Source organism: Nocardia rosealba, assembly GCF_020216065.1.
GTDB classification, from domain to species: domain Bacteria; phylum Actinomycetota; class Actinomycetes; order Mycobacteriales; family Mycobacteriaceae; genus Nocardia; species Nocardia rosealba.
Genome location: NZ_JAIWNA010000002.1, coordinates 227,010 through 246,838 on the forward strand (window position 1 = coordinate 227,010; position 19,829 = coordinate 246,838).

20 protein-coding genes are annotated in these 19,829 nt (G+C 67.2%); 8 read left to right on the top strand and 12 right to left on the bottom strand.

The window, feature by feature from the left end; translation table 11 throughout:
* Positions 1-2: 2 nt before the first annotated feature.
* Together LDL21_RS07825 and LDL21_RS07830 are read right to left on the bottom strand one after the other, a co-directional pair.
* Positions 3-749 (bottom strand): dienelactone hydrolase family protein, encoded by a 747-nt coding sequence (locus LDL21_RS07825; protein ID WP_225279425.1) that lies wholly within the window; start codon positions 747-749, stop codon positions 3-5.
* Between the two features lie 234 nt (positions 750-983).
* A complete protein-coding gene (locus tag LDL21_RS07830) occupies positions 984-1,847 on the bottom strand; it encodes an NAD(P)-dependent oxidoreductase (protein ID WP_225279426.1) in 864 nt (287 codons plus the stop codon).
* A 150-nt stretch (positions 1,848-1,997) separates the two neighbouring features.
* Between LDL21_RS07830 and LDL21_RS07835 the strand changes: the two genes are divergently transcribed.
* A complete protein-coding gene (locus LDL21_RS07835) occupies positions 1,998-2,297 on the top strand; it encodes a winged helix-turn-helix transcriptional regulator (RefSeq protein ID WP_220139646.1) in 300 nt (99 codons plus the stop codon).
* Positions 2,298-2,303: 6 nt separating this feature from the next.
* Here LDL21_RS07835 and LDL21_RS07840 read toward each other — a convergent pair whose 3' ends face one another.
* Positions 2,304-2,864 carry a DUF6968 family protein gene (locus LDL21_RS07840; protein WP_225279427.1) on the bottom strand — a complete coding sequence of 187 codons (561 nt, stop codon included), beginning with the start codon at positions 2,862-2,864 and terminating at the stop codon, positions 2,304-2,306.
* 136 nt (positions 2,865-3,000) lie between these two features.
* Entirely contained in the window at positions 3,001-4,032 is a 1,032-nt protein-coding gene (locus LDL21_RS07845; RefSeq protein ID WP_225279428.1) for an alpha/beta hydrolase, read from the bottom strand.
* A 280-nt stretch (positions 4,033-4,312) separates the two neighbouring features.
* Here LDL21_RS07845 and LDL21_RS07850 point away from each other — a divergent pair, with 280 nt between their 5' ends.
* Complete coding sequence (locus LDL21_RS07850; RefSeq protein ID WP_225279429.1) at positions 4,313-5,038, top strand: nuclease-related domain-containing protein; 726 nt, start codon at positions 4,313-4,315, stop codon at positions 5,036-5,038.
* Between the two features lie 114 nt (positions 5,039-5,152).
* On the opposite strand, the gene LDL21_RS07855 is transcribed toward LDL21_RS07850, so the two are convergent.
* Entirely contained in the window at positions 5,153-6,286 is a 1,134-nt protein-coding gene (locus LDL21_RS07855; protein WP_225279430.1) for a metallophosphoesterase, read from the bottom strand.
* Positions 6,287-6,512: 226 nt separating this feature from the next.
* Here LDL21_RS07855 and LDL21_RS07860 point away from each other — a divergent pair, with 226 nt between their 5' ends.
* From LDL21_RS07860 to LDL21_RS07875, 4 genes are read left to right on the top strand one after another with little or no spacing between them, the layout of a single operon-like run.
* Complete coding sequence (locus LDL21_RS07860) at positions 6,513-7,352, top strand: SDR family oxidoreductase (RefSeq protein ID WP_225279431.1); 840 nt, start codon at positions 6,513-6,515, stop codon at positions 7,350-7,352.
* Entirely contained in the window at positions 7,349-8,452 is a 1,104-nt protein-coding gene (locus LDL21_RS07865; RefSeq protein ID WP_225279432.1) for a class I mannose-6-phosphate isomerase, read from the top strand. Before LDL21_RS07860 ends, LDL21_RS07865 begins: the two co-directional genes overlap by 4 nt.
* A 5-nt stretch (positions 8,453-8,457) precedes the next feature.
* Positions 8,458-9,327, top strand: a complete 870-nt coding sequence (locus tag LDL21_RS07870) for a sugar phosphate isomerase/epimerase family protein (RefSeq protein ID WP_225279433.1) — start codon at positions 8,458-8,460, stop codon at positions 9,325-9,327.
* Complete coding sequence (locus tag LDL21_RS07875) at positions 9,305-10,123, top strand: alpha/beta fold hydrolase (protein ID WP_225279434.1); 819 nt, start codon at positions 9,305-9,307, stop codon at positions 10,121-10,123. Before LDL21_RS07870 ends, LDL21_RS07875 begins: the two co-directional genes overlap by 23 nt.
* A gap of 36 nt (positions 10,124-10,159) precedes the next feature.
* Here the strand turns inward: LDL21_RS07875 and LDL21_RS07880 are convergent, their stop codons facing one another.
* Complete coding sequence (locus LDL21_RS07880; protein ID WP_225279435.1) at positions 10,160-10,522, bottom strand: MerR family transcriptional regulator; 363 nt, start codon at positions 10,520-10,522, stop codon at positions 10,160-10,162.
* A gap of 577 nt (positions 10,523-11,099) precedes the next feature.
* On the opposite strand from LDL21_RS07880, the gene LDL21_RS07885 reads away from it, so the two are divergent.
* Positions 11,100-11,297, top strand: a complete 198-nt coding sequence (locus LDL21_RS07885; protein WP_225279436.1) for a hypothetical protein — start codon at positions 11,100-11,102, stop codon at positions 11,295-11,297.
* The gene (locus LDL21_RS07890) at positions 11,294-12,604 is read left to right on the top strand and encodes a replication-associated recombination protein A (protein ID WP_225279437.1); all 1,311 of its coding nucleotides are present in this window, start codon (positions 11,294-11,296) and stop codon (positions 12,602-12,604) included. The genes LDL21_RS07885 and LDL21_RS07890 overlap by 4 nt, the downstream gene beginning before the upstream one ends.
* Before the next feature lie 18 nt (positions 12,605-12,622).
* On the opposite strand, the gene LDL21_RS07895 is transcribed toward LDL21_RS07890, so the two are convergent.
* The 6 genes from LDL21_RS07895 to LDL21_RS07920 all read right to left on the bottom strand — a co-directional run bounded on the left by LDL21_RS07895 (position 12,623) and on the right by LDL21_RS07920 (position 19,817).
* Positions 12,623-13,933 carry an FAD-binding oxidoreductase gene (locus tag LDL21_RS07895; protein WP_225279438.1) on the bottom strand — a complete coding sequence of 437 codons (1,311 nt, stop codon included), beginning with the start codon at positions 13,931-13,933 and terminating at the stop codon, positions 12,623-12,625.
* Positions 13,934-14,191: 258 nt separating this feature from the next.
* On the bottom strand, positions 14,192-15,532 hold the full coding sequence (locus LDL21_RS07900) for a UDP-glucose dehydrogenase family protein (protein ID WP_225279439.1): 1,341 nt from the start codon (positions 15,530-15,532) through the stop codon (positions 14,192-14,194).
* The gene (locus LDL21_RS07905) at positions 15,525-16,469 is read right to left on the bottom strand and encodes a glycosyltransferase family 9 protein (RefSeq protein WP_225279440.1); all 945 of its coding nucleotides are present in this window, start codon (positions 16,467-16,469) and stop codon (positions 15,525-15,527) included. Before LDL21_RS07905 ends, LDL21_RS07900 begins: the two co-directional genes overlap by 8 nt.
* Before the next feature lie 64 nt (positions 16,470-16,533).
* Positions 16,534-17,097, bottom strand: a complete 564-nt coding sequence (locus LDL21_RS07910; protein ID WP_225279441.1) for a D-sedoheptulose-7-phosphate isomerase — start codon at positions 17,095-17,097, stop codon at positions 16,534-16,536.
* 3 nt (positions 17,098-17,100) lie between these two features.
* Positions 17,101-18,198 (bottom strand): glycosyltransferase family 2 protein, encoded by a 1,098-nt coding sequence (locus tag LDL21_RS07915; protein ID WP_225279442.1) that lies wholly within the window; start codon positions 18,196-18,198, stop codon positions 17,101-17,103.
* Positions 18,195-19,817, bottom strand: a complete 1,623-nt coding sequence (locus tag LDL21_RS07920) for a carbamoyltransferase family protein (protein WP_225280312.1) — start codon at positions 19,815-19,817, stop codon at positions 18,195-18,197. The genes LDL21_RS07915 and LDL21_RS07920 overlap by 4 nt, the downstream gene beginning before the upstream one ends.
* Positions 19,818-19,829: the final 12 nt, after the last annotated feature.

Consider the following 19,829-nt stretch of genomic DNA (forward strand, 5'->3'; position numbering starts at 1 on the left):
GGCTACCGGGAGCCGCCACCGTTGCCCAGTGCGCGGCCGAGGAGGGGGAGCAGCCGGTCCCAATGACGTCGCAGCGCGGCGGGATCGAAGTCGTCGGTGTCGGACATGGTGAAGCCGTGCACGGTGCCGGGGTAGATCTCGGAGGTGTATTCGACGCCTGCGGCAGCCAATGCCTGGTCGAGCAGGCGCAGACCCTCGGGCGTCAGATCGGTTTCGGCGTGGCCGAAATGGACTTCGGCGGCGAGTTCGGAGAGATTGTCGAGTCCGTCGGCACCTACCGGGGCGTGGAATGCGGCGAGGGCAGTCACCCGGCCGGGGTCGGTTACAGCGGTGCGCACCGCCAGGAGCCCACCTATGCAATAACCCGTCACTGCAACGGGTCCGGCGCTGACCTCGGGTCGGGTGGTGAGGAACTCGAGGTAGGCGTCGGCGTCGCGGAGGACGAGTTCGGCGGTGTGTGCCTCGATCAAGGGCATCAGCTGGGCGAACAAAGCAGGGCGGGCGTCTGCTCCGATGTGTTCGGGCAGTTCGATCACCGGTGCCGGGCCGTGCCGGTAGAAGACGTTGGGGACGAGCACGTAATACCCGTGCCCGGCCAGTTCCTCGGCCATCTCCCGCAGCACGGGCCGCACACCGAAACCGTCCGGGTACATCAGTACCCCCGGGAATTGCTCGCCGGAGTCGGGGAAGGCGGCGAACGCGTCCGCGTGGCCGTCGAGGGTGGGGATCTGCAGCGACTCGGTATGCATGGATTCTCCTGTCGTGGTTGATGTGTGGAGCTTGTGATCAACACGAAAGGAGGCGGAGCCCGCGCAGCGGCGCTGGATCTTCGATCGGACGTCGGGCCCTCGGCCCGTGCAGTGCTCAGAAGAGCACCGGGTCACCGATCCGTGTGTGGCGCAAGGCCGTCCCGGTAGTCATCGACACCCACCATAGCCCCCACGGGAAACAGTCGCCGCCGCTCACCGACAGGAGCCGCTCGATCAGCGGCGTAGGAGGTCGACGACGCCGGTGGTCGACTCGTTCCCGCCGCCCTCGGCGACCCGACGTTCCATCAGTGTCATGAAGGGCTCGAGAAGTTCCGGGCTGACGCCCTGTTCCCGGGCGGTACGTCGCAGCGTGTCGTTCGTCGTGGCCATCATCGCCAGGTTCGACTCCACGTCCTGCGTGTAGTCCCCGCTCGCCAGCTGCGCGGCGGTGCCGAAGGCGTAGCCGGCCATCGCCTGCTGGTAGGCCACCATGAGCGGCGCGAATTCGACCGGTGAGATGTCCTCGCCACCGATGAGTGCGAACGCGTGTGCGGCGCCCGCGAACATGCCCCACATCGCGCTGAGCAGCGCGATGTCGTACAGCGCTGCGAAACCGGCGTCGGTGCCGACGTAGGTGACACCGGCAGGCACCGCCAAGGCCTCGGCGTGAGTCTCGTGCAGCCGCGCCGAACCGCTGTAGAAGACGTACGCACCCGAGTCGGCTGCGCCGATCATGGAGGGGACGGCCATGATCCCGCCGTCCAGGAAATTCCCGCCGCGCCCGGTGATCCACTCGGCGAGCGCACGGGCCTCGGCGGGTGTGCTCGTGGTCAGGTTGACGATGTCGCGGCCGGTCAGATCGACGCCGTCGAGGGTCGCGCGCACCGACGCGTCGTCGAGGAGACACACCACCACGAGCGTGTTCGCGCTGACGGCTTCGGCAACGGTCGCGGCGACCGCCGCCCCCACCGGCGCCCGCCTGGGACTGCGGTTCCACACGGTGACGGTGTATCCCGCCGCGAGCCACGAACGGGTGAGGGCCGAGCCCATGTCGCCGAGCCCGAGGACGGTGAGCGCTTTATTTTTGTTGTCGGACATGCGGTTTAGTGTTGGCGTGGCATCCGGGCCGAACAAGTACGCACACCGAAGTGGGTGCGCACTTCCGGGATAGCGAACAGGTAGAGGGAAGGAACCATCGTGCCGATCACACGCAGGCCGGGCGCGTACCGATGCGGACTCGACGCCACCATGTCGGTACTCAACGGCAAGTGGAAGATGATGATCCTCTGGCCGCTGAGCGAACGCCCCCACCGCTTCGGTGAGTTGCGCCGTGAGGTGAACGGCGTCACCGAGAAGGTCCTCACCACGCAACTGCGCGAGCTGGAGGCCGACGGGATCGTCCATCGCACGGTGTACAACGAGGTACCACCCCGCGTCGAGTACTCCCTGACCCCACTCGGCGAACTCCTCAACAACGCACTGCTCCCCTTGGAGGCATGGGGGCGCGAACACCTCATGGGTGAAGAGGTCGTCCGGTCGGGTTCCTGAACCGGTTCAGGTGGTCGACGTCGGCCACTTGCGCGGTATTCCCAGAATGGCGCCGACGCTGCGGATCGCCGACATCACCGCCCGAATATCGTCGGGTCCTTGCCCGAAAGCCTCGGTGCGGTCATCGATGCGGAAGGGGCACAGGTAGGTGTGCGGGCGATTCGGATCCCGGCGCGGCCGCGCGATGGTGACGACTACCGGGCCCGAGGGAGTTTGGACTGCGCGGGCTCCCAGCGGCGGACCGAAAGCGCGGGGGTCGGCCGCACCCGCGCCTGAAGCGTTGGGCAGTAGCCGAGGTAGCGCAGGTGTTCTCGGCTGACCGGCCGCTGCTCTGTTGGGCAAGTCGACTCGGGTCGCGGTGTTTTCGACCTCCACAAGTGCGGCGTAGACGGCGGCCAACCTGTTCGGGCCCCGGACCTTGTGTTCACGGCTACCGCCGACCCGATATGTGCACATCCAGTCGTGCGTCGATGCGTCGTGTCGTGGCTCGCCGATCTCTATGCGCACCTCCCGTTCGCCGTCCCTGACGGCAGTCACGACGATCACTTCGCCCCGTTCGTTGTTCACTGATCCTCCTGAATACGGAATGACTCCGCGTGTGGACGGCGATGCCATGGCCGGACCGCTGCCCGGACAGATCCGTATCGGGGCGGAGGTTCAGCGACTGTGCTGCTCCGGATTTCCGCGACACGGTGAAAGCGGCTCAAGGTGTCCGGCTCCCGATCGATTGCGCCAGGAACGGCCAGGAAGTACGCAGATCGTCTTCCCAGTAGCCCCACGAATGCGTACCCACCGGCCGCTCGTCCAGAGTCACCGGGATGTCCAACTCGCGCAATCGATGTGCGAGGTTCATCGTGCAGAAGTGCACTGCGGCCTCGATCGGCCCGCCGAAGGCGATCTGGATCGGCAGCGGAATTCTGCCGTCCCGCACGCGCGGATCGGTCGGCGTGTCGTGGGGTGCGGCGGGGATTCCGCTCCCGGTGCTCAGGTAGATCGCGGTGCCGCGCAGCCCCTCCGCGTTGACCAGCGGATCGTTGGCGCGCCACAACGGCCCGGTACGCGGGCCCCACATGTTCTCGACGCTCTGCGCGCCGCCCCAGTTCTCCACCGTGATCCGCACGAATTCCTGCCCGATGGGGTCCGAGGTCTGCGCGCAGCCGCTGTAGGAGGCCACGCTGCGCCAGAACCCTGGTTTGGCGATCGCCAGATTCAGCACCGAGGTTCCGCTCATCGAAACCCCGACCAGGGTTCGGTTGCCGTCGGCGCGCAGGAAGTCCTCGATCACCGGTGGCAGCTCCTCGTTGAGGAAGGTCTGCCACTTGTTGCGCCCCAGCGCCGCATCGTCGCGCACCCAGTCGGTGTAGTAGGAGCTCGCGCCGTCGACCGGGGTGACGACGTTGACGTCCTTGTCGCGCAGGAAGCTGACGGCATCGGTTTGCGCGTCCCAGCCGCTGCCACCGGGGCCGCCTTGTGAGCCGTTGAGAAGGTACATCGTGGGCCGCGGATTCGAGGTGTCGGCAGCACGGATGACCTGCAGCGGAATCGGCCTGTTCATGGCGGGGGAGTACACCGTCACGTTCAGCTGCCGGTCGTCGACCGCGTCGGCGGACAACACCCTGGCCGGCTCTGGTGCCGCGGTCGCGGAGGTGACCGAGCCGCCGAGTGCGCCGGCGATCAGGAGGCCCACAAGGGTCGATCGCAGGGTTGCTGTGCGGGTGGGACGATGTTGTCGCACTGTCGAGAACCTCTCGTGCCGGTCGCGTCCTCCGGATGAGGACATCACAGGGTGTGCCAGGGACGGATCGGCTACGCGAAACGGCCCTGGCGGAAGTTCGCGCTGCCCCCGTCCGCGGTTTGGTCTTTCGGACAACTGGCGCAAGCACGCCGGGTCATCGCCTCGGTGCCACTGTTCATTGCGTTGATTCCAGGTCGGTGTCCTCAGCTGTAAACCTTTGTGTGCGAACGACTTCGGCGCATCGGTGCGGCGTGCGACACTGGCACGGAGGTAGAGATCGGTGCGCGAGACCGGCCTGACGAACCCGCGAGGCCGGTCGATCGGGGAGGTCGTTGTGCTGCTGTTGGTCGACCCGGATTCGGAGTTGTCGTCCGCCGAGGAGCGTTTCGCCGACTGGGTCGCGTGGAGTCCGGCCCAGGCCGGTGTGGTGTTGCTCGACGTCAACGTTCCGTACCGCGGTCACAGCCGTCGGCTCGACGCGCTGATCTTCACCCGTCAGCGGTGTATCGCGGTCGAGATCAAGGGATTCCGCAGCGTTCAGCACGGGACGTTGATCATTCCGCCGAGCGGGCCGTGGGTGATGGACGACGGTGAGGTCGCCGACATCTACGGCAACGGCTACGACCACGACCCCGTCAGCCAGGTCCGCACGAACTCCTCGGCGGTGAAGAACTGGGCCACCAGCGCGACCCGGCGGCCGTGCTTCGTCTGGGGCCTGGTCGTGGTGATGCTGCTCCCCGGCCAGGATGTTCCGTCGCTGCAGGTCGACGCCCATCCGGAGAAGATCGACATCATCGTCGAAGACTTCGACGTGTTCCGGTATTACCTGCACCGGTTGGACGACCAGAAGGTGCAGTGGGACGCGGACCGGGTCCACACCCTGCTGACGCGCCTCGGTGTCGCGCATCGCTACGGCGGCCGTCGGGAGGCGATCGCTGCCGCGCTCGGCGAACCTGTATACCTCGACGACGGTGTTCCCGGTGCGACTCCACTGCGCCGCTACTGAAACGGCAGACCAAGCCTGCTCTGCTCGCCGCGGTGTCCGACGAAACCTGTGTAATCGTCCTCGGTGAGCATCGGGTGCCGTGAGATCAGCGGAGGCTCGGGAGCTGCCGCCCCCTCACCTCTGCGGATGCAGGACCAGCACGGTGATCTCGCTGGGCGCGAACACTCGCATCGGCGGCCCCCAGTATCCGGTACCGCGGCTGGTGTAGAGCTGGGTGCCGTTCGCGTGGCTGCTCAATCCGGAGACGACCGGCTGGTCGAGTCGGACCAGGTAGTGGAACGGCCAGATCTGACCGCCGTGGGTGTGTCCGGAGATCTGCAGTTCCACTCCCGCCGCCGAACTGTCGGTGACCTGACTGGGCTGATGTGCGAACAGAACCACCGGCAAGCCCGGGTCGGTACCCGCGAGCGCGCCCGCGAGATCAGGGCCGTGGCCCGGCACATCGGCGCCCGTAGGGTCGTCGATCCCGGCAACGGTCAACCTGTCCCCGTCGCGTTCGATGGTCCGGTGCGCGTTGTGCAGCGGCTGCCACCCGATCGAGGTCATGTAGTCCAGCCACGACTGGGCATCGTCGAGGTACTCGTGATTGCCGGTGATGTAGAACCGACCCAGCGGCGCCCGCACCCCGGCGAGCGGAGCAACCTGATCGCGTCTTTCGTCCACCGAGCCGTCGACGAGGTCGCCCGCCAGTCCAACGATGTCGGGTCGCTGCGCGTTGACTTCCTCGACCACCCGTTGCGACCAGTCCTCCCGATCCAGCGCCGCGAAGTGGGTGTCGGTGAGCACCACCACCCGCAATCCGTCGAGGCCCGGCGCCAGCCCCGGTATCGCGACGTCGACGGTGCGCACCTGCGGCACCCGCCGTGCCTCGTAGACGCCGTACCCGGTCAGCGCGACCGACATCACCACCACGGCGAGCGCGACAACTCGACTGGTACGAACTCCCCGTGCGCCGACCATCCGCAGCCCAGCACGGACCACCAGCCCGATCACCGACCAGCTGAACAGCACCCACACCACCCCCAGCAGGACGTCCCCGACGATCGCTGCCGAGTCGATCCGCGGGGGCCCGTGCCCGAGGATCAGCGCGGCCGGCAGGCAGATGTACCCGGCGACGAACGCCGCGGTGCCGACCCGGTAGAGCGGACCACTGCGTTCGGTGGGGGCGGCGATCAGCGCCCACCACGGCACAGCGAGCATTACCGCCGGAATCAACACGATCAGTACCAGTAAGACAGCGGAGCTCACGAAATCCCGTTCTTCACAAGGCGCCCCGGGGGCGGGACGCGGTTTCGTCGTGACGCGGCTATTGTGCGTCAGCGCGAGATGTCGGTGACGACCGGTGGACTTCGGTGGCGTGGCGTTCGTCCATCGCCCTGTAGCCCTCGCAAGTCAGATTGAACCGCACCACCTGGGGTAACCGCGTCGCGGCGACACGAGAGATTCCGAGCGCGACCGACTTGGAGGCACGATCATGTCCCTTCCTGCCCAGCAGCAAACCCCTCCCGGTGTCACCGGCGAGATGAACCCGAAACCCGATCACGGCGAACACTCCTATCGCGGCTCCGGCCGGTTGAACGGAAAGGTCGCGGTCGTCACCGGCGGCGACAGCGGCATCGGGCGGGCGGTGGCCATCGCCTACGCGCGCGAAGGGGCCGACGTTCTGATCGCCTATCTCGACGAACACGAAGACGCGGCCGAGACCGAGCGGTGGGTGGTCGCCGCCCGCCGCAAGTGTGTGCTGGTGTCGGGCGATCTGGCGGATCCGGAGCATTGCCGGGAGGTCGTCGACAAGGCCGTGCGGGAATTCGGCCGGATCGACGTGCTGGTGAGCAATGCCGCCTTCCAGATGACTCGCGATTCGATCACCGACATTCCCGATGCGGAATGGGACCACACCTTGGCGGTGAACCTGAGCGCCTTCTTCCATCTGACGAAGGCGGCGGTGCCGCATATGCGGTCCGGTTCGTCGATCATCGGGTCCTCGTCGGTGAATTCCGATGTGCCACCGCCGACGTTGTTGCCCTACAACGCCACCAAGGCGGGCATCGCCAATATGGTCGCCTCGCTGGCGCAGATGCTCGGCGAAAGAGGCATCCGCGCCAATAGTGTGGCGCCCGGCCCGATCTGGACGCCGCTGATTCCGGCGACGATGCCGACCGAGCAGGTGGAGAGCTTCGGTTCTCAGGTGCCGCTCGGGCGACCGGGGCAGCCCGCCGAACTGGCGCCGGTCTATGTCCTGCTCGCCTCCGATGAGGGCAGCTATATTTCCGGTGCCCGGGTCGCGGTGACCGGCGGCCAGCCGATCCTATGACCGGCGGCGGGCCAGCGCTGTATCCGCTGCGGCTCAGTGTCACCGCCAAACCATTGGTGTTCGGTGGACACGCGATCAGCCATCGCCTCGGCAAAACCGGCATCCCGGACTGGAGCATCGCCGAGACGTGGGAATGCAGCGACGTCGACGGCGAAGGCGCGCAGGTGACCAATGGGCCCTTGGCCGGCCGGTCGCTGCGCCGCTTGGTCAGCGAGTATCCCGAAGAGTTGATGGGTGCCAGTTGGACAGGCGACTACTTTCCGGTGCTGACCAAGTTCATCGATGCGGCAGGCACCCTGCCGGTCCACCTACATGCCGACGACGAGACCGCCCAACGGGTGGAAGGTCAGCGCAATGGCAAAACGGAGGCCTGGCACATTCTGGCCGCCGCCCCGGGTGCCACGGCACTCTGTGGCGTCAAGGACGGCATCAGCCACGAGCAATTGCGCGCCGCCCTGCGCGATCAGGACTTCGACGCGGTCCTGCGGCGGCTACCGGTGATCGCCGGGCAGACGATCTACGTGCCCGGCGGCACCCCGCACAGTTTCGGGCCGGGCACCTTGATCTATGAAATCGAGCAGACCTCCGATATCCAGCAGCACGCCATGCACTGGAACATGGAGGACGGATCACCGGTGAGCGACGAGCAGTTCGACACCAATATCGATCTGCTCATGCAAGAAGTCCGCCTCGATCACCGGCCTGATTTCGAACCCGGCTTGAAGATCGCCGTCGACGACGGGGTCCAGCGGGTATTCCTCTGTGCTGGACCGTATTTCGCGCTCGAACGGTGGCAGGTCGGCACTGTGCGACCGGCGCGGCGCACCTTCGCCACCGCGCAGATCCTGACCAATGTCGGTGCACCGGTGAGGGTGCGCGTCGGAGATTTCGACGAAGAACTCGCGAGTGCGCAATCACTGTTGCTGCCCGCGATATGCGAACAGGTCGAGATCGTCGGGCCCGCCGACGTCCTGTTCGGCTACCTGCCCGATCTCGAACGCGACGTCGACACCCCGTTGCGCCACGCGGGCTATTCGCAGGCCCTCATTACCTCCCTCGGTGCGGGCCGCCCCGAACCCCATGAGTGGAGGCAGGTATGAGTTCGATGCCGTTCGACTATTCGGTGAACCAATTCACCACCACCCCATGGTCTTTCGAACAAGACGTCGCGCACTACACCGAGGCCGGGATCGGGGTGATAGAGATTTGCCAGGACAAATTGGACGCCGACCGTAGCAAGGAACAATTGGCGGCGGCCGTGGCTGCGGGGCTGGCGATCCAGTCGGTGCAGCCCTCGGTGCGCACCATGATTCCCAGTGCGGGACAACCGGAACCGAAACAGCTGCCGCAACGGCTTGCGGCGTTTCGGAGCTGCGTGGAACTGGTGGCTCCCTTCGCCCCGGGCGCGGTGTTCGTCACCAATACCGGGCCCGCGCCGGGCGGTGACATGGTCGAAGCCATTGCCCAGACCGTGTCCGGGCATCGCGAACTGGCTGCCATCGCCGCCGATCACGGGGTGCGGATTGCGCTGGAGCCGCTCAATCCGATCTCGCTGAACCAGGAGAGCGCGATCTGGACACTGCGACAGGGCCTCGACATCGTCGACGAGATCGACCGCGACAACGTCGGAATCTGTTTCGACACCTGGAATCTCTGGCAGGACGGCAACGTACTCGACAGCCTGCGTGCCGCGGGCGACCGGATCTTTTTGTTGCAGGTCAGTGATTGGCGCACGCCCCGCTCGGGCGCCGACCGCCGCAGTGTCGGTACCGGCGCCATCCCGACCGGGCAACTGCTGCACGCGGTCTACGACATCGGCTACCGGGGACCCTGTGTGCTCGAGATCCTGTCCCAGGGTGTGCCCGACTCCGTCTACGACACCGACCTCGACGAACTCCTCCACACCAACCGCGCCGCTCTGGACAAGAGCTGGCAAACGATTGAGAGCCGCGATGGGATACGTGCGAGCCAGTGACGGAACCCGGTTGCACTACGAGGAATCCGGTTCGGGCCCACCGCTGGTCATGATCCACGGGTGGACCTTCAGCGGCCGGTTCTTCGACCGCAACATCCCCACACTGTCCGAACACGCGCGGGTGATCACCCTGGATCTGCGCGGGCATGGCGACTCGGACAAACCCGGACACGGGTACCGCATCGCCCGCCTGGCCAAGGACCTGCACGACCTGCTGACCGCTCTGCAGCTGGAGCGGCCGACGGTGCTCGGCTGGTCGCTGGGCTGCCCGGTGATCTGGAGCTACCTGGAATTGTTCGGTACCGACCGGCTGGCGGGTGCGGTGTTCGTCGAACAGACCCCACGTCAGTACTACGCGGTCGACTGGAAATACGCCCACAACGCTTGCTTCGACGACGCCGCCCTGGCCGCGTTGCAAGCACAGGTCAGCGCCGACCCGGCCGGCCAAGATCGTCAGCAGCTGGCCACCATCATGCTCACCGAACCCACCGCCGAAGAACGCGTGACGTTCCTGGGGGAGATGGCCAAGTGCCCACCACCGGTCCGTAACGCCGTCATGGCCGACCACACCCGCGCCGACTGGCGCGACCTGCTGCCCACCCTCGACCTGCCTACCCTCGTCCTGGTCGCCCGCCAGGACAAGGTGTTCGACTGGCGCGGCCCGGCCTGGGTCGGCGAGCACGTACCCCACGCGCGAACGGTGTTCTTCGACAACAGCAGCCACGCACTCTTCTTGGACGAACCGGAAAGGTTCGACCAGGTCGTCGCCGACTTCGTTGCCCACCCGCGCGGGTAGCCCGGCATCAGGGCGCCCATCGCTCGGCGCAGCCGTTCAGTCTGCAGGGTGGGCGCCGTGGTGGTCGAGTCGGCGTTGGAGGTCGGTGTTGATGCGCTGGGCTTCGGCGAGCTGATCTTCGAGGATCACGATCCGGCACGACGCCTCGAGCGCATTACCCGCGTCGACGAGTTCGCGCACCCGCGCGGCGATGCGCAGCTGGTAGCGCGAGTAGCGGCGGTGTCCGCCCTCGGAGCGTTGCGGGGTGAGCAGCCGGGCCGCGTCGAGGCCGCGCAGGAACGCCGGCGTGACGCCGAGGATCTCCGCGGCGCGGCCCATGCTGTAGGCGGGGTAGGTGTCGTCGTCGAGTTTGTCCGCGGCGCTGGTGTTGTCGGCGGATCGGGTGTTCGGGTGTTGCACGAGGCCTCTCGGTTCAATGCCGGAAGGCCCCGGCGCGCTGGGCGCCGGGGCCTTGATTTTGGACTGAGGGATTGATTTCAACTGCATTCACCGGCCGTGGAGGCCCGGTCTGAGACACCGCATCCGACACTTCCCGGGACGCGGAACTGGTAAGGGACTACTCAGTGGCCACCACCTCCTGGATCGTCGGTTCTTCCTGCGGTACTGCACTTGTCCTGCTCTTCATCGTTCCCTCCGGCGGTCCGGCCGATTGCACCGGATTCTCTTCTCCGCCAGAGGGAACGGTCGAACTTCTTCCGGGCAGTTCACCTGCCCGGCCATCTGATCTCTCAACCGGAACGACAGCGACTGTATACCCCAGCGCAAACAATGTCTACACCCGCCACAGTAGTTATTGTGAATCGGATGGGCGCACATCAGCCGGGGCTCGGTAGAGTTCGGCGTCGGGAGCGGGCAGCGTCCACAGCGGTGCCGCGAACCGGGATCCGACTCGTTCGGCGTGGTCCCGAGCGTGCCCTGTTCAGGCCTACGATCGCGGGTAGTCGAGGTTTCGACACGTCGATGATTGGAAGGACCTATGCCCAGCCACGCAACCCTCTCGGGGGAGCAGCTTCAGCGGGTCGCCCGCGAGACCGCGGCGGCGCTCGCTGACGTTGACCACGGGCGGCCATTCACCCCGCATCTCGGGCCGGGCCGGGGCGTGACGAAACGGCTCGTCGAGGATCTGGTGCACCACTCCTACGACCTGGTCGCCGAGCACGGGAAGAAATCGTGAGCGAAGAGCCGCCGTCGCTGTTCGAGGCCGACGACGCTTCCCGGCCGCTGGCGGACCGGTTGCGGCCCCGGACCCTGACCGATGTCGTCGGTCAGGACCATCTGCTGGCCGAGGACGCCCCGATCGGCCGGATGGTCGCCGCGCACCGGTTGGCGTCGATGATCCTGTGGGGCCCGCCCGGCTGTGGGAAGACCACCATCGCCCGGCTGCTCGCCGAACGGACCGACCTCACCTTCGAACCGTTGTCGGCGACGTTCTCCGGTGTCGCGGACCTGCGGAAGGTGTTCCACGCGGCACAGCGACGCAAAGAGATCGGACAGGGCACGCTGCTGTTCGTCGACGAGATCCACCGCTTCAACCGTGCGCAGCAGGACTCGTTTCTGCCCTATGTCGAAGACGGGACGATTGTCCTCGTCGGCGCGACCACGGAGAACCCCAGCTTCGAACTCAACGGCGCATTGCTGTCGCGCTGTCAGGTGTTCGTCCTGAGACGCCTCGACGCCACCGCCCTGCGCGCGCTCATCGGTCGGGCCGAAACCCTTCTCGGCCCGCTGCCACTCGACGAGGACGCCCGGCAGGCGCTCGTCGCGATGGCAGACGGGGACGGCCGGTACTTGCTGAACATGATCGAGCAGGTGCAGGCGTTGCCCGCACCCGTCGACCCGCTCGCCCTGGCCGCCGCGGTGCAGAAACGGGCACCGCTCTACGACAAGTCGCAGGAAGGCCACTACAACCTCATCTCCGCGCTCCACAAATCGATGCGCGGCTCCGACCCCGATGCGGCTCTGTACTGGTTGGCGCGGATGCTCGACGGTGGCGAGGACCCGTTGTTCATCGCCCGCCGCATCACCCGATTCGCCACCGAAGACATCGGCCTTGCCGATCCCGCCGCGGTGCGGCAGGCCCTCGCCGCATGGGATGTGTACGAACGGCTCGGTTCACCCGAAGGCGAACTCGCGATCGCGCAGGCGGTGCTCTATCTGGCGACGGCGCCGAAGTCGATCGGGGTGTACCGCGGCTTCGGCAAAGCCCGCGCCGCGGCGAAACGCACCGGCTCCCTGATGCCACCGGCGCACATTCTCAACGCCCCGACCCGGCTCATGAAGGAGCTGGGTTACGGGGCGAACTACCAGTACGACCCCGATACCGAGACCGGCTTCTCCGGGGCGAACTACTTCCCCGACGGCATGCCACGGCAGACCTTCTACGAGCCGACCACCGGCGGATACGAGGCCGAGATCACCGAACGACTCCGCCACTGGGCGCGACTCCGCAAGGGCAGCGCCCCCAGCTCCGACACCGACTGATGACGCGAATCGTGGGTTTCAGTGGTGGAGTGGGAAGTTGGCTCGGATGGTGTTGTGGGGATCGCGGGTGGTTTTGATCTGTCGTAGGCGCGCAAGGGTTTCCGGCTCGAAGGCTGCTGAAGCCGTCTCGCCGGGGGCGAGGAAGGTGTAGGGCTTGGAGCCGGTGATGTGGGGGCCGAGGGCGTCGAGGATATCGGTGAACCTGGTCTGGATGTCGTCGAGCAGGTGCGGAAGGCCGAGGCCGAGCAGGTAGAGCGCATACGGCTCGGTGACGGGCCCGCGTGCGCCACCTTCGGGCCGGGTTTCGGCGAGGACACCACCGAGGCCGCGGAGCTGGATGTTGAGCAGCGGCGCGACCGGCGCCTCGATGAGGGTTTTGACGACCGCGTCGTCGAGGTCGGTGAGCAGTTCGCCGCGCGACAGCGAGGGGCTGGGGTCGGTCGGTTCGGCGGTGATCCGGCCGATCTGGGCGGGGGTCAACGCGCCTCGGGTGTCGGTGAGGATTCCTTCGATGCTGTCGAGCCGAGTGGTCAGCGCGCGGCCTTCGTCCGGTTCGCCGAGGTAGGCGAAGTCGATGGCGACGGTCGGTGCGGCGCCGGGGATCTGGTAGCGCTGCAACCAGACCGACAGTTCGGGTGGTGCGTCGGTGGTGAGTTCGGTGAAGAGGTCGAACACCGCGCGGGTGCGGTCGGCGGGCCACATCACGCGGCCGCCGTAGAGGCGCGGCAGCGGGAACAGGTCGAACTCGATCTCGGTGACGATCGCGAAATCGCCACCGCCGCCGCGCAGCGCCCAGAACAGCTGCGGGTCGGAGTCGGCGGTGATCCGAGCGCATCGGCCGTCGGCGTCGACGATCTCGAAGGCGCGCACCGCGTCCGCGGCCCAGCCGTATTTGCGTGCGAACCAGCCGAATCCGCCGCCGAGGGTGTAGCCGGTGACGCCGACGACCGGATTGCTACCGGCTAGCCCGGTCAGCCCGTGCGTAGCCGCGGCGGCTTGGACGGCACCCCATTGCACGCCGGTACCGACCCGGGCCGTGCGGCGCTCGGCGTCGATCTCTAGACGGTCAAGGGCGGCGGTGCGGAGAAGGATCGCGTCCTCGATGCCGCCGGTCGCGCCGTGGCCGGTTGTCTGCGTGACCACTTGCCGGTTCGTGCTGCGCGCGAATTTCACCACGTCGGCGGCGTCCTGGGCGTCGGCGACCGCCACGACGCCCGAAACCGGCTGCGCCACAGCAAGATTCCACGGCTGCACCGCCTGGTCGAATCCCGCGTCACCGGGCAGCAGCACACGTCCACGGACCGCACTACGCAATTCCTCGATACCCATTGCCATGTCCTCGCTCGCTGTTGTTGCTGTGTTTCGGGTTGCTGCCTGGTTGACGATGTAAGGCAGGAAAGTGTGACATGGGGTGGGTGAACCGGACTTTCGTCGTGAACAAGAACGCCGGTCACCGCCTGACGGCCCCGATATCCGGGTGCGCTGTGACCAGCGGCCGCTCGCCACGACCCGGTCGGCGGGCCCAGCAGTTCTTCCATCGCGCTCAGTGCGCAAGCCGTAAGGGGCGCCGAACAGCCACTACCCCGGCTACTTCGACCGATCCCTCAATCCGGCAGGGTCGGATGACCCGATGCCCGACACCGCGAACCCTGTGCCGTTCAGTGGTTGTTCATCGAGCAGGTTGCGGGTGTCCACGATGACGGGGTGTTCGACGGCGCCGGCGATCTTCTTCCAGTCGAGGGTTCGGAACTCGGGCCACTCGGTGAGGATGAGGATCGCGTTGGCGTCCTTCGCGGCGAGGTAGGGGTCGTCGACGACCTGGATTCCATCGGGGCCCGCCGCGAGGTCGTGTGCGCCGGATTGCGGCACGCAGGGATCGTATGCCGTCACGACGGCGTCGTGGTGGGAGAGCTGACGAGCGATGGCGACGGCGGGGGAGTCGCGTAGGTCGCCCGTCCCGGCTTTGAACGCGAGTCCGAATACCCCGATCCGCATACCCGCGAGGGAGCCGTCGACCCTGCCGGTGACCGCGCGACGGACCTTGCGCAAGACCAGCGCGCGCTGGTGATCGTTGGCACGCACAGCGTCGCGGACGATGGCGAAGTCAACACCGGAGGCCTCTGCTACCGACAAGAGGGCGCGGGTGTCCTTGGGCAGGCACGAACCGCCCCAACCGGGCCCCGGTGCAAGGAACGACGGCCCGATACGCGCGTCCTTGCCCATCGCGTCGGTGACCTTCGAAATGTCGGCGTCCACGTGTTCGCACAGTTCGGCCACCGTGTTGACGAAGGAGAGTTTGACCGCGAGAAACGCATTGCTGGCGTACTTGGCGAGTTCGGCGCTTGCCGTGTCGGATCGCAGGACCGGCGCATCCGTTCCCTCGTAGAGGCCTGCGACGTGCTCGGCCGCCTCGTGATCCGGCTCATCCGCACCGACGACCACGCGGTCGGGGTGCAGGAAGTCGTGCACCGCGTAACCCTCGCGCAGGAATTCCGGATTGCTGACGACCGGATGCCGGTGACCGGTCAGCGCGGAGATACGCGTCGCGGTGCCGACGGGCACGGTGGACTTGGTGACGAGCACGCAACCCGGAGACAGGATCGGACCCAGAGTCGCCAGCGCGTCCTCGAGGATGCTGAGATCCGCTGTGCCGTCCGGGCCCATGGGGGTGGGAAGGCACAGCAGTACTACTTCGGACTCGGCCAGCGACTGCGGGTCGGAAGTGAAGGTCAAGCGGTCCTCGGCGAGTCCTTCGCGGACCAGCTCCGGTAGGCCCGGCTCGACTATCGTGACGGTGCCCGCGCGTAGGGCTTCGACCTTGGATTCGTCGTTGTCCAGACAGGTCACGTGATGGCCCAGATGTGCCAGGCACGCGGCACTGGTGAGGCCGACATAGCCCGCACCGACCACACCCACGCGGTTACCCATGGCGCGCCTCCTGTCCGATCAGTGTCGCCGCGGTCGAAAGCACTCGTTGCGGTGTGATGGAGAGCAGTCCGGGATCAGGTCGGTCGGCATGTGGATCGCCGACTACACCAGCCCAGAGCGTGACGTGGCTGCGCGCGTTGGGGGGTGGCCCCCACACACGCGGTGGCGTCGGCCCGAACAGCAGGACCGACGGTGTGCCGAAGGCGGTGGCGAGATGACCGACACCGGTGTCGCCGCAGACCACCAGAGCCGCGTCGGCGACGATCGCGGCGAGTTCGGCCAAGTCGGTACGGCCGGCATACACCGCGGAGGGCGGTAGTCCCGCGTCGCGTGCGACCGCGGTTGCCAACGGAATCTCAGCCGCCGAACCGGTGACCACTACCCGATGACCATCGGCGCTGAGCTCCCGGGCCACCGTCGCGAAATGTTCAGCAGGCCACCGTCGCGCGTTCGACGCCGCGCCGGGATGGATCACGATCACGTTCGACTCCGCGGCGGCGATATCCGGCGTGGGCAGCGCGAGCGCGCGCGGATCGGTGTCGATACGCGCGTACGCCAGCAGCCGGCACCACCGCTGCACCTCGTGCAGTTCCGCAGACCACTGGGGCCCGGGGATCTCGGGAAAATCCGGGTGCCGATGAGTCAGCATCGTGGCGGGGCGCACCGCCGCCAGGTCCCGAATGCTCTGCGGCCCACTGCCGTGCAGGTTCACCGCCATCCTGGGCGATGCGCCGCTCCACCGCAGGGCGCCCAAGCCTGGAGTCGGCAGCAACTCGTCGACCGCGTCGATCAGGTTCACCAAGGGGCGCAGCGGCTCCGGCGCGGCGAGCACCAGGCGATCATCGGGGTACGCGGTCCGCAGCCCCCGCAGGGCGGGCACGATCGTCAGCAGGTCGCCGAGACCGAGCGCGCGGAGCACGAGAATCGTGCTGGTCAAGGCAACGACCTCGCTTCGGTCGTGCGCCGTGGGTGCGACTGCGAGCTCGCGCCGACCACGGTCCTCATGTCGGGATTCCCAGCGCCTCGTCGAGCGACTCGCACAACGCGTGCACCATGACCAGATGAACTTCCTGCACGGTGGCCGTGCTGGGCGCGTCGACCGGCAGCGCGTCATCGCAGAGCGCGGCGAGGGGATTGGTCGCGGGCCCGGTCATCGCCCAGGTGGTGACACCTATCTCCTGCGCGGCCTTGGCCGCCGCGACCACGTTCTGGCTGGTTCCGCTGGTGGACAACAGCACGAGCACGTCTCCGGTCCTGCCGTGTGCCCGGACCTGACGCGCGAACAGTTCGGACTCGCCGTAATCGTTCACGATCGCGGTGCCCGCGGAGGTGTCGGCGTGCAGCGCGATCGCCGAGAGCGGCCGTCGTTCGTTGCGGAAGCGCCCGACCAGTTCCGCGGTCAGATGCTGGGCTTCGGCGGCGCTGCCGCCGTTGCCGCAGGCCAGCAATCTGCCACCGTTGTCGAATACCGTGGCCAGTTCACGGCCCCACCTGCGAAGTCCCGGTGCCAAGGAACGGTTCCGCTCCAGCGCACTGGACAAGACGGCGAAATGATCCTCGTTCAAGACCTACCTCCTGTTCGCGGACTCGCTTCCGGTGGTGAATTCTTCCGCCGCCGAAACCATCGACGGATCGGCGAGGTCGGGAACGTCCCTGATGACGGTGTCGTCCCGGTCGAACAGCAGGGTCGGCGGTGAGCTGGGCGTCGCGTGGCGATGCCGTATCTCGCCGCGGAACCGATACCAGCATGCGGCAGGCGGGATCAGCGCACTGGTCACCACCATTCGCCAGATCTCACCTGCGGTTCGAGGGCCCTGCACGATTCGGCGCGCGGCGAATTCGGTCGTCAGCGCCGCCCATGCCACCGCGAAACCGAGCGCCGAGCGCTGACGACCCGCCACGCCTGAACTCACGGCGGCAGCGCCCAGTGCGGTGGTGAACGCGTGGCGGCCGAGCATGCCGGGTCTTTCGCCGATCCGCTGCCGCCACCGAGGGCCGAACTTTCGCCGCAGCAGCGCGTTGTCGTAGTTGCCCCGTTGGGCTCGAACACTGGCCATCGGCCCCGACCTACGCGTCGGATGGGTGGTGACCCGCTCACCCTCGGCGATCCGGTAGCCGGCCAGGCATACCCGCATCGCCAGATCGGCGTCTTCGCGAAAGGCACGGGGAAAGCGTTCGTCGAAACCGTCAACCGCGAGTAGCGCTGCTCTCCGGTAGGCCATGTCGGCGGTGATCCAGCGCGCGACGGCCAAGCCCGCCGTTCCCCGTTCCTCATCGGTCGGTTTGCGATCGGTCGGCAGCGGCACCTCGATGTGCGCGGTGGAAGCGGCTGTCGTCTCATCGAGACCCGCGAGGTCCTCGGCCAAACGGTGGGGCCAATCCGGCGTGGTGACGACATCGTCGTCGAGGAAGGCCACCCAGGTTCCCGATGCGTGCCGCCAGCCGACATTTCTCGCGGCGGCCGGTCCGCGACCACCGGAGTGCAGCACCCGCACCTGCGGCGAGGTGTCCACCAGCGGAAGTTCGCCGCCGTCGGGACGATCGTCGACGACGATGATCTCCCTGGGCCGCGGGCCGGTGGCGGCAGCGAGCGCGCGCAGCAATACCCGCAGGCTCTCGCGGCCTGTCGTCGGTATGACGATGCTGTAGTCGATGGGCGGATTCATCGGCGCCACACCAGGAACGGGCCCATGGCGAGCAGGTCGATCGGCGCGGAACCGAAGCATTCGAGTGCGTCGCGGGGGGAATCGACCATCGGTCTGCCCGCGGTATTGAGGCTCGTATTGACCACGACGGGCAGACCGGTGCGCCTGTCGAATTCCGAGAGCATCCGGGCCAGCAGCGCATTGTCGGCAGGGTCGACCGTCTGCACCCGCGCGGTGCCGTCGACGTGGGTGACCGCCGGAATCCGGTCGCGCCAGTCGGCGGCGACATCGTGGACGAACAACATGTAGGGACTGGGCAGCGGCCCGCGCGAGAAGACCTCCGGCGCCCGGTCCGCGAGCACCATCGGGGCCACCGGCCGGAACTGCTCGCGGCCCTTCACATCGTTGAGACGCTCGAGGTTCGCTGCCCGACCGGGGTGGGCCAGCAGCGATCGGTGTCCGAGCGCACGCGGGCCGAATTCGGCACGGCCCTGGAACCAGGCGACGATGCCGTCGTCGGCCAGGGCTTGCGCCACATCGGCCGCCACATCGTCCGAGCGAGTGTATCGAACCTTCGCCGCACGGAGAATGGATTCGAGTTCGGAGTCGCTCCATTCACGGCCCAGGTCGGCACCCCGCATCGGGGCGACGGGTTCACCGAACTCCGCGGCCAATTGCAATGCCGCGCCGAGTGCGGTGCCTGCGTCGCCCGCGGCCGGCTGGACCCAGACGTTGTCGAACGGTCCTTCGTCGTGCAGGCGCGTATTGGCCACACAGTTCAAGGCGATACCGCCTGCCAGCGTGAGGTTGCGTTGACCCGTTTGCCGATGCAGCCACGTGATCAGCTCGAGCAGCACGTCCTCCAACCGGCGCTGAACGGTCGCGGTCAGGTCGGCGTGCTCGCTGCCGAATTCACCGCCGTGCCCGGCCGGCGCGAAACTCTCCCACGGCACCGGCTCGGTGCGAAATCCACCGTCGCCGGTGGTGTACAGCAGTTCCCGGAACTGGTCGAGAAATCGCGGCTTGCCATAGGAGGCCAGGGCCATGACCTTGTACTCGTCGCTGGAACGCTCGAATCCGAGGTGCTGGGTGAGATCCTCGTACATCAACCCCAGCGAATGCGGCAGTCGCTGAGACGCCAGTTCCACGAATTTGCCGTCCCGGTATTCCCCGGCCAGATAGGACGTGCTCTCGCCGCGTCCGTCGGCGACCAACACCCCCGAATCACCCAGCGGCGCCGCCAGCGCCGTCGACGCCGCGTGCGCGACGTGATGGCGGACGAAGCGGACGATCGCTGGATCCAGACCGGGCAATGCGGCGCGCAGAAAGGCGGGCGCGCGGCGGGCGTAATCCGTTCGAGTCTGTTCGCTCTGCTGGTCGAGACCGCCGAGCGAATGATCGACCAGGCCCGGATCGTAGGAGTAGCCCACCGCGTCGAGCTGATCGGGGCGTATGCCTGCCTGCGCCAAGCACCACGCGGCCGACTGCTCGGGCAGCTCCCACGCCGAGAACGGCACCGGTCGCTTACCGTGCTTGCGGCGGCTGAATCGTTCCTCTTCCGCCGCCGAGACGATTTCGCCGTCCACGATCAGCGCCGCGGCGGGATCGTGGAACACTGCGTTGATTCCGAGAATGCGCAACGGCTCGCCTTT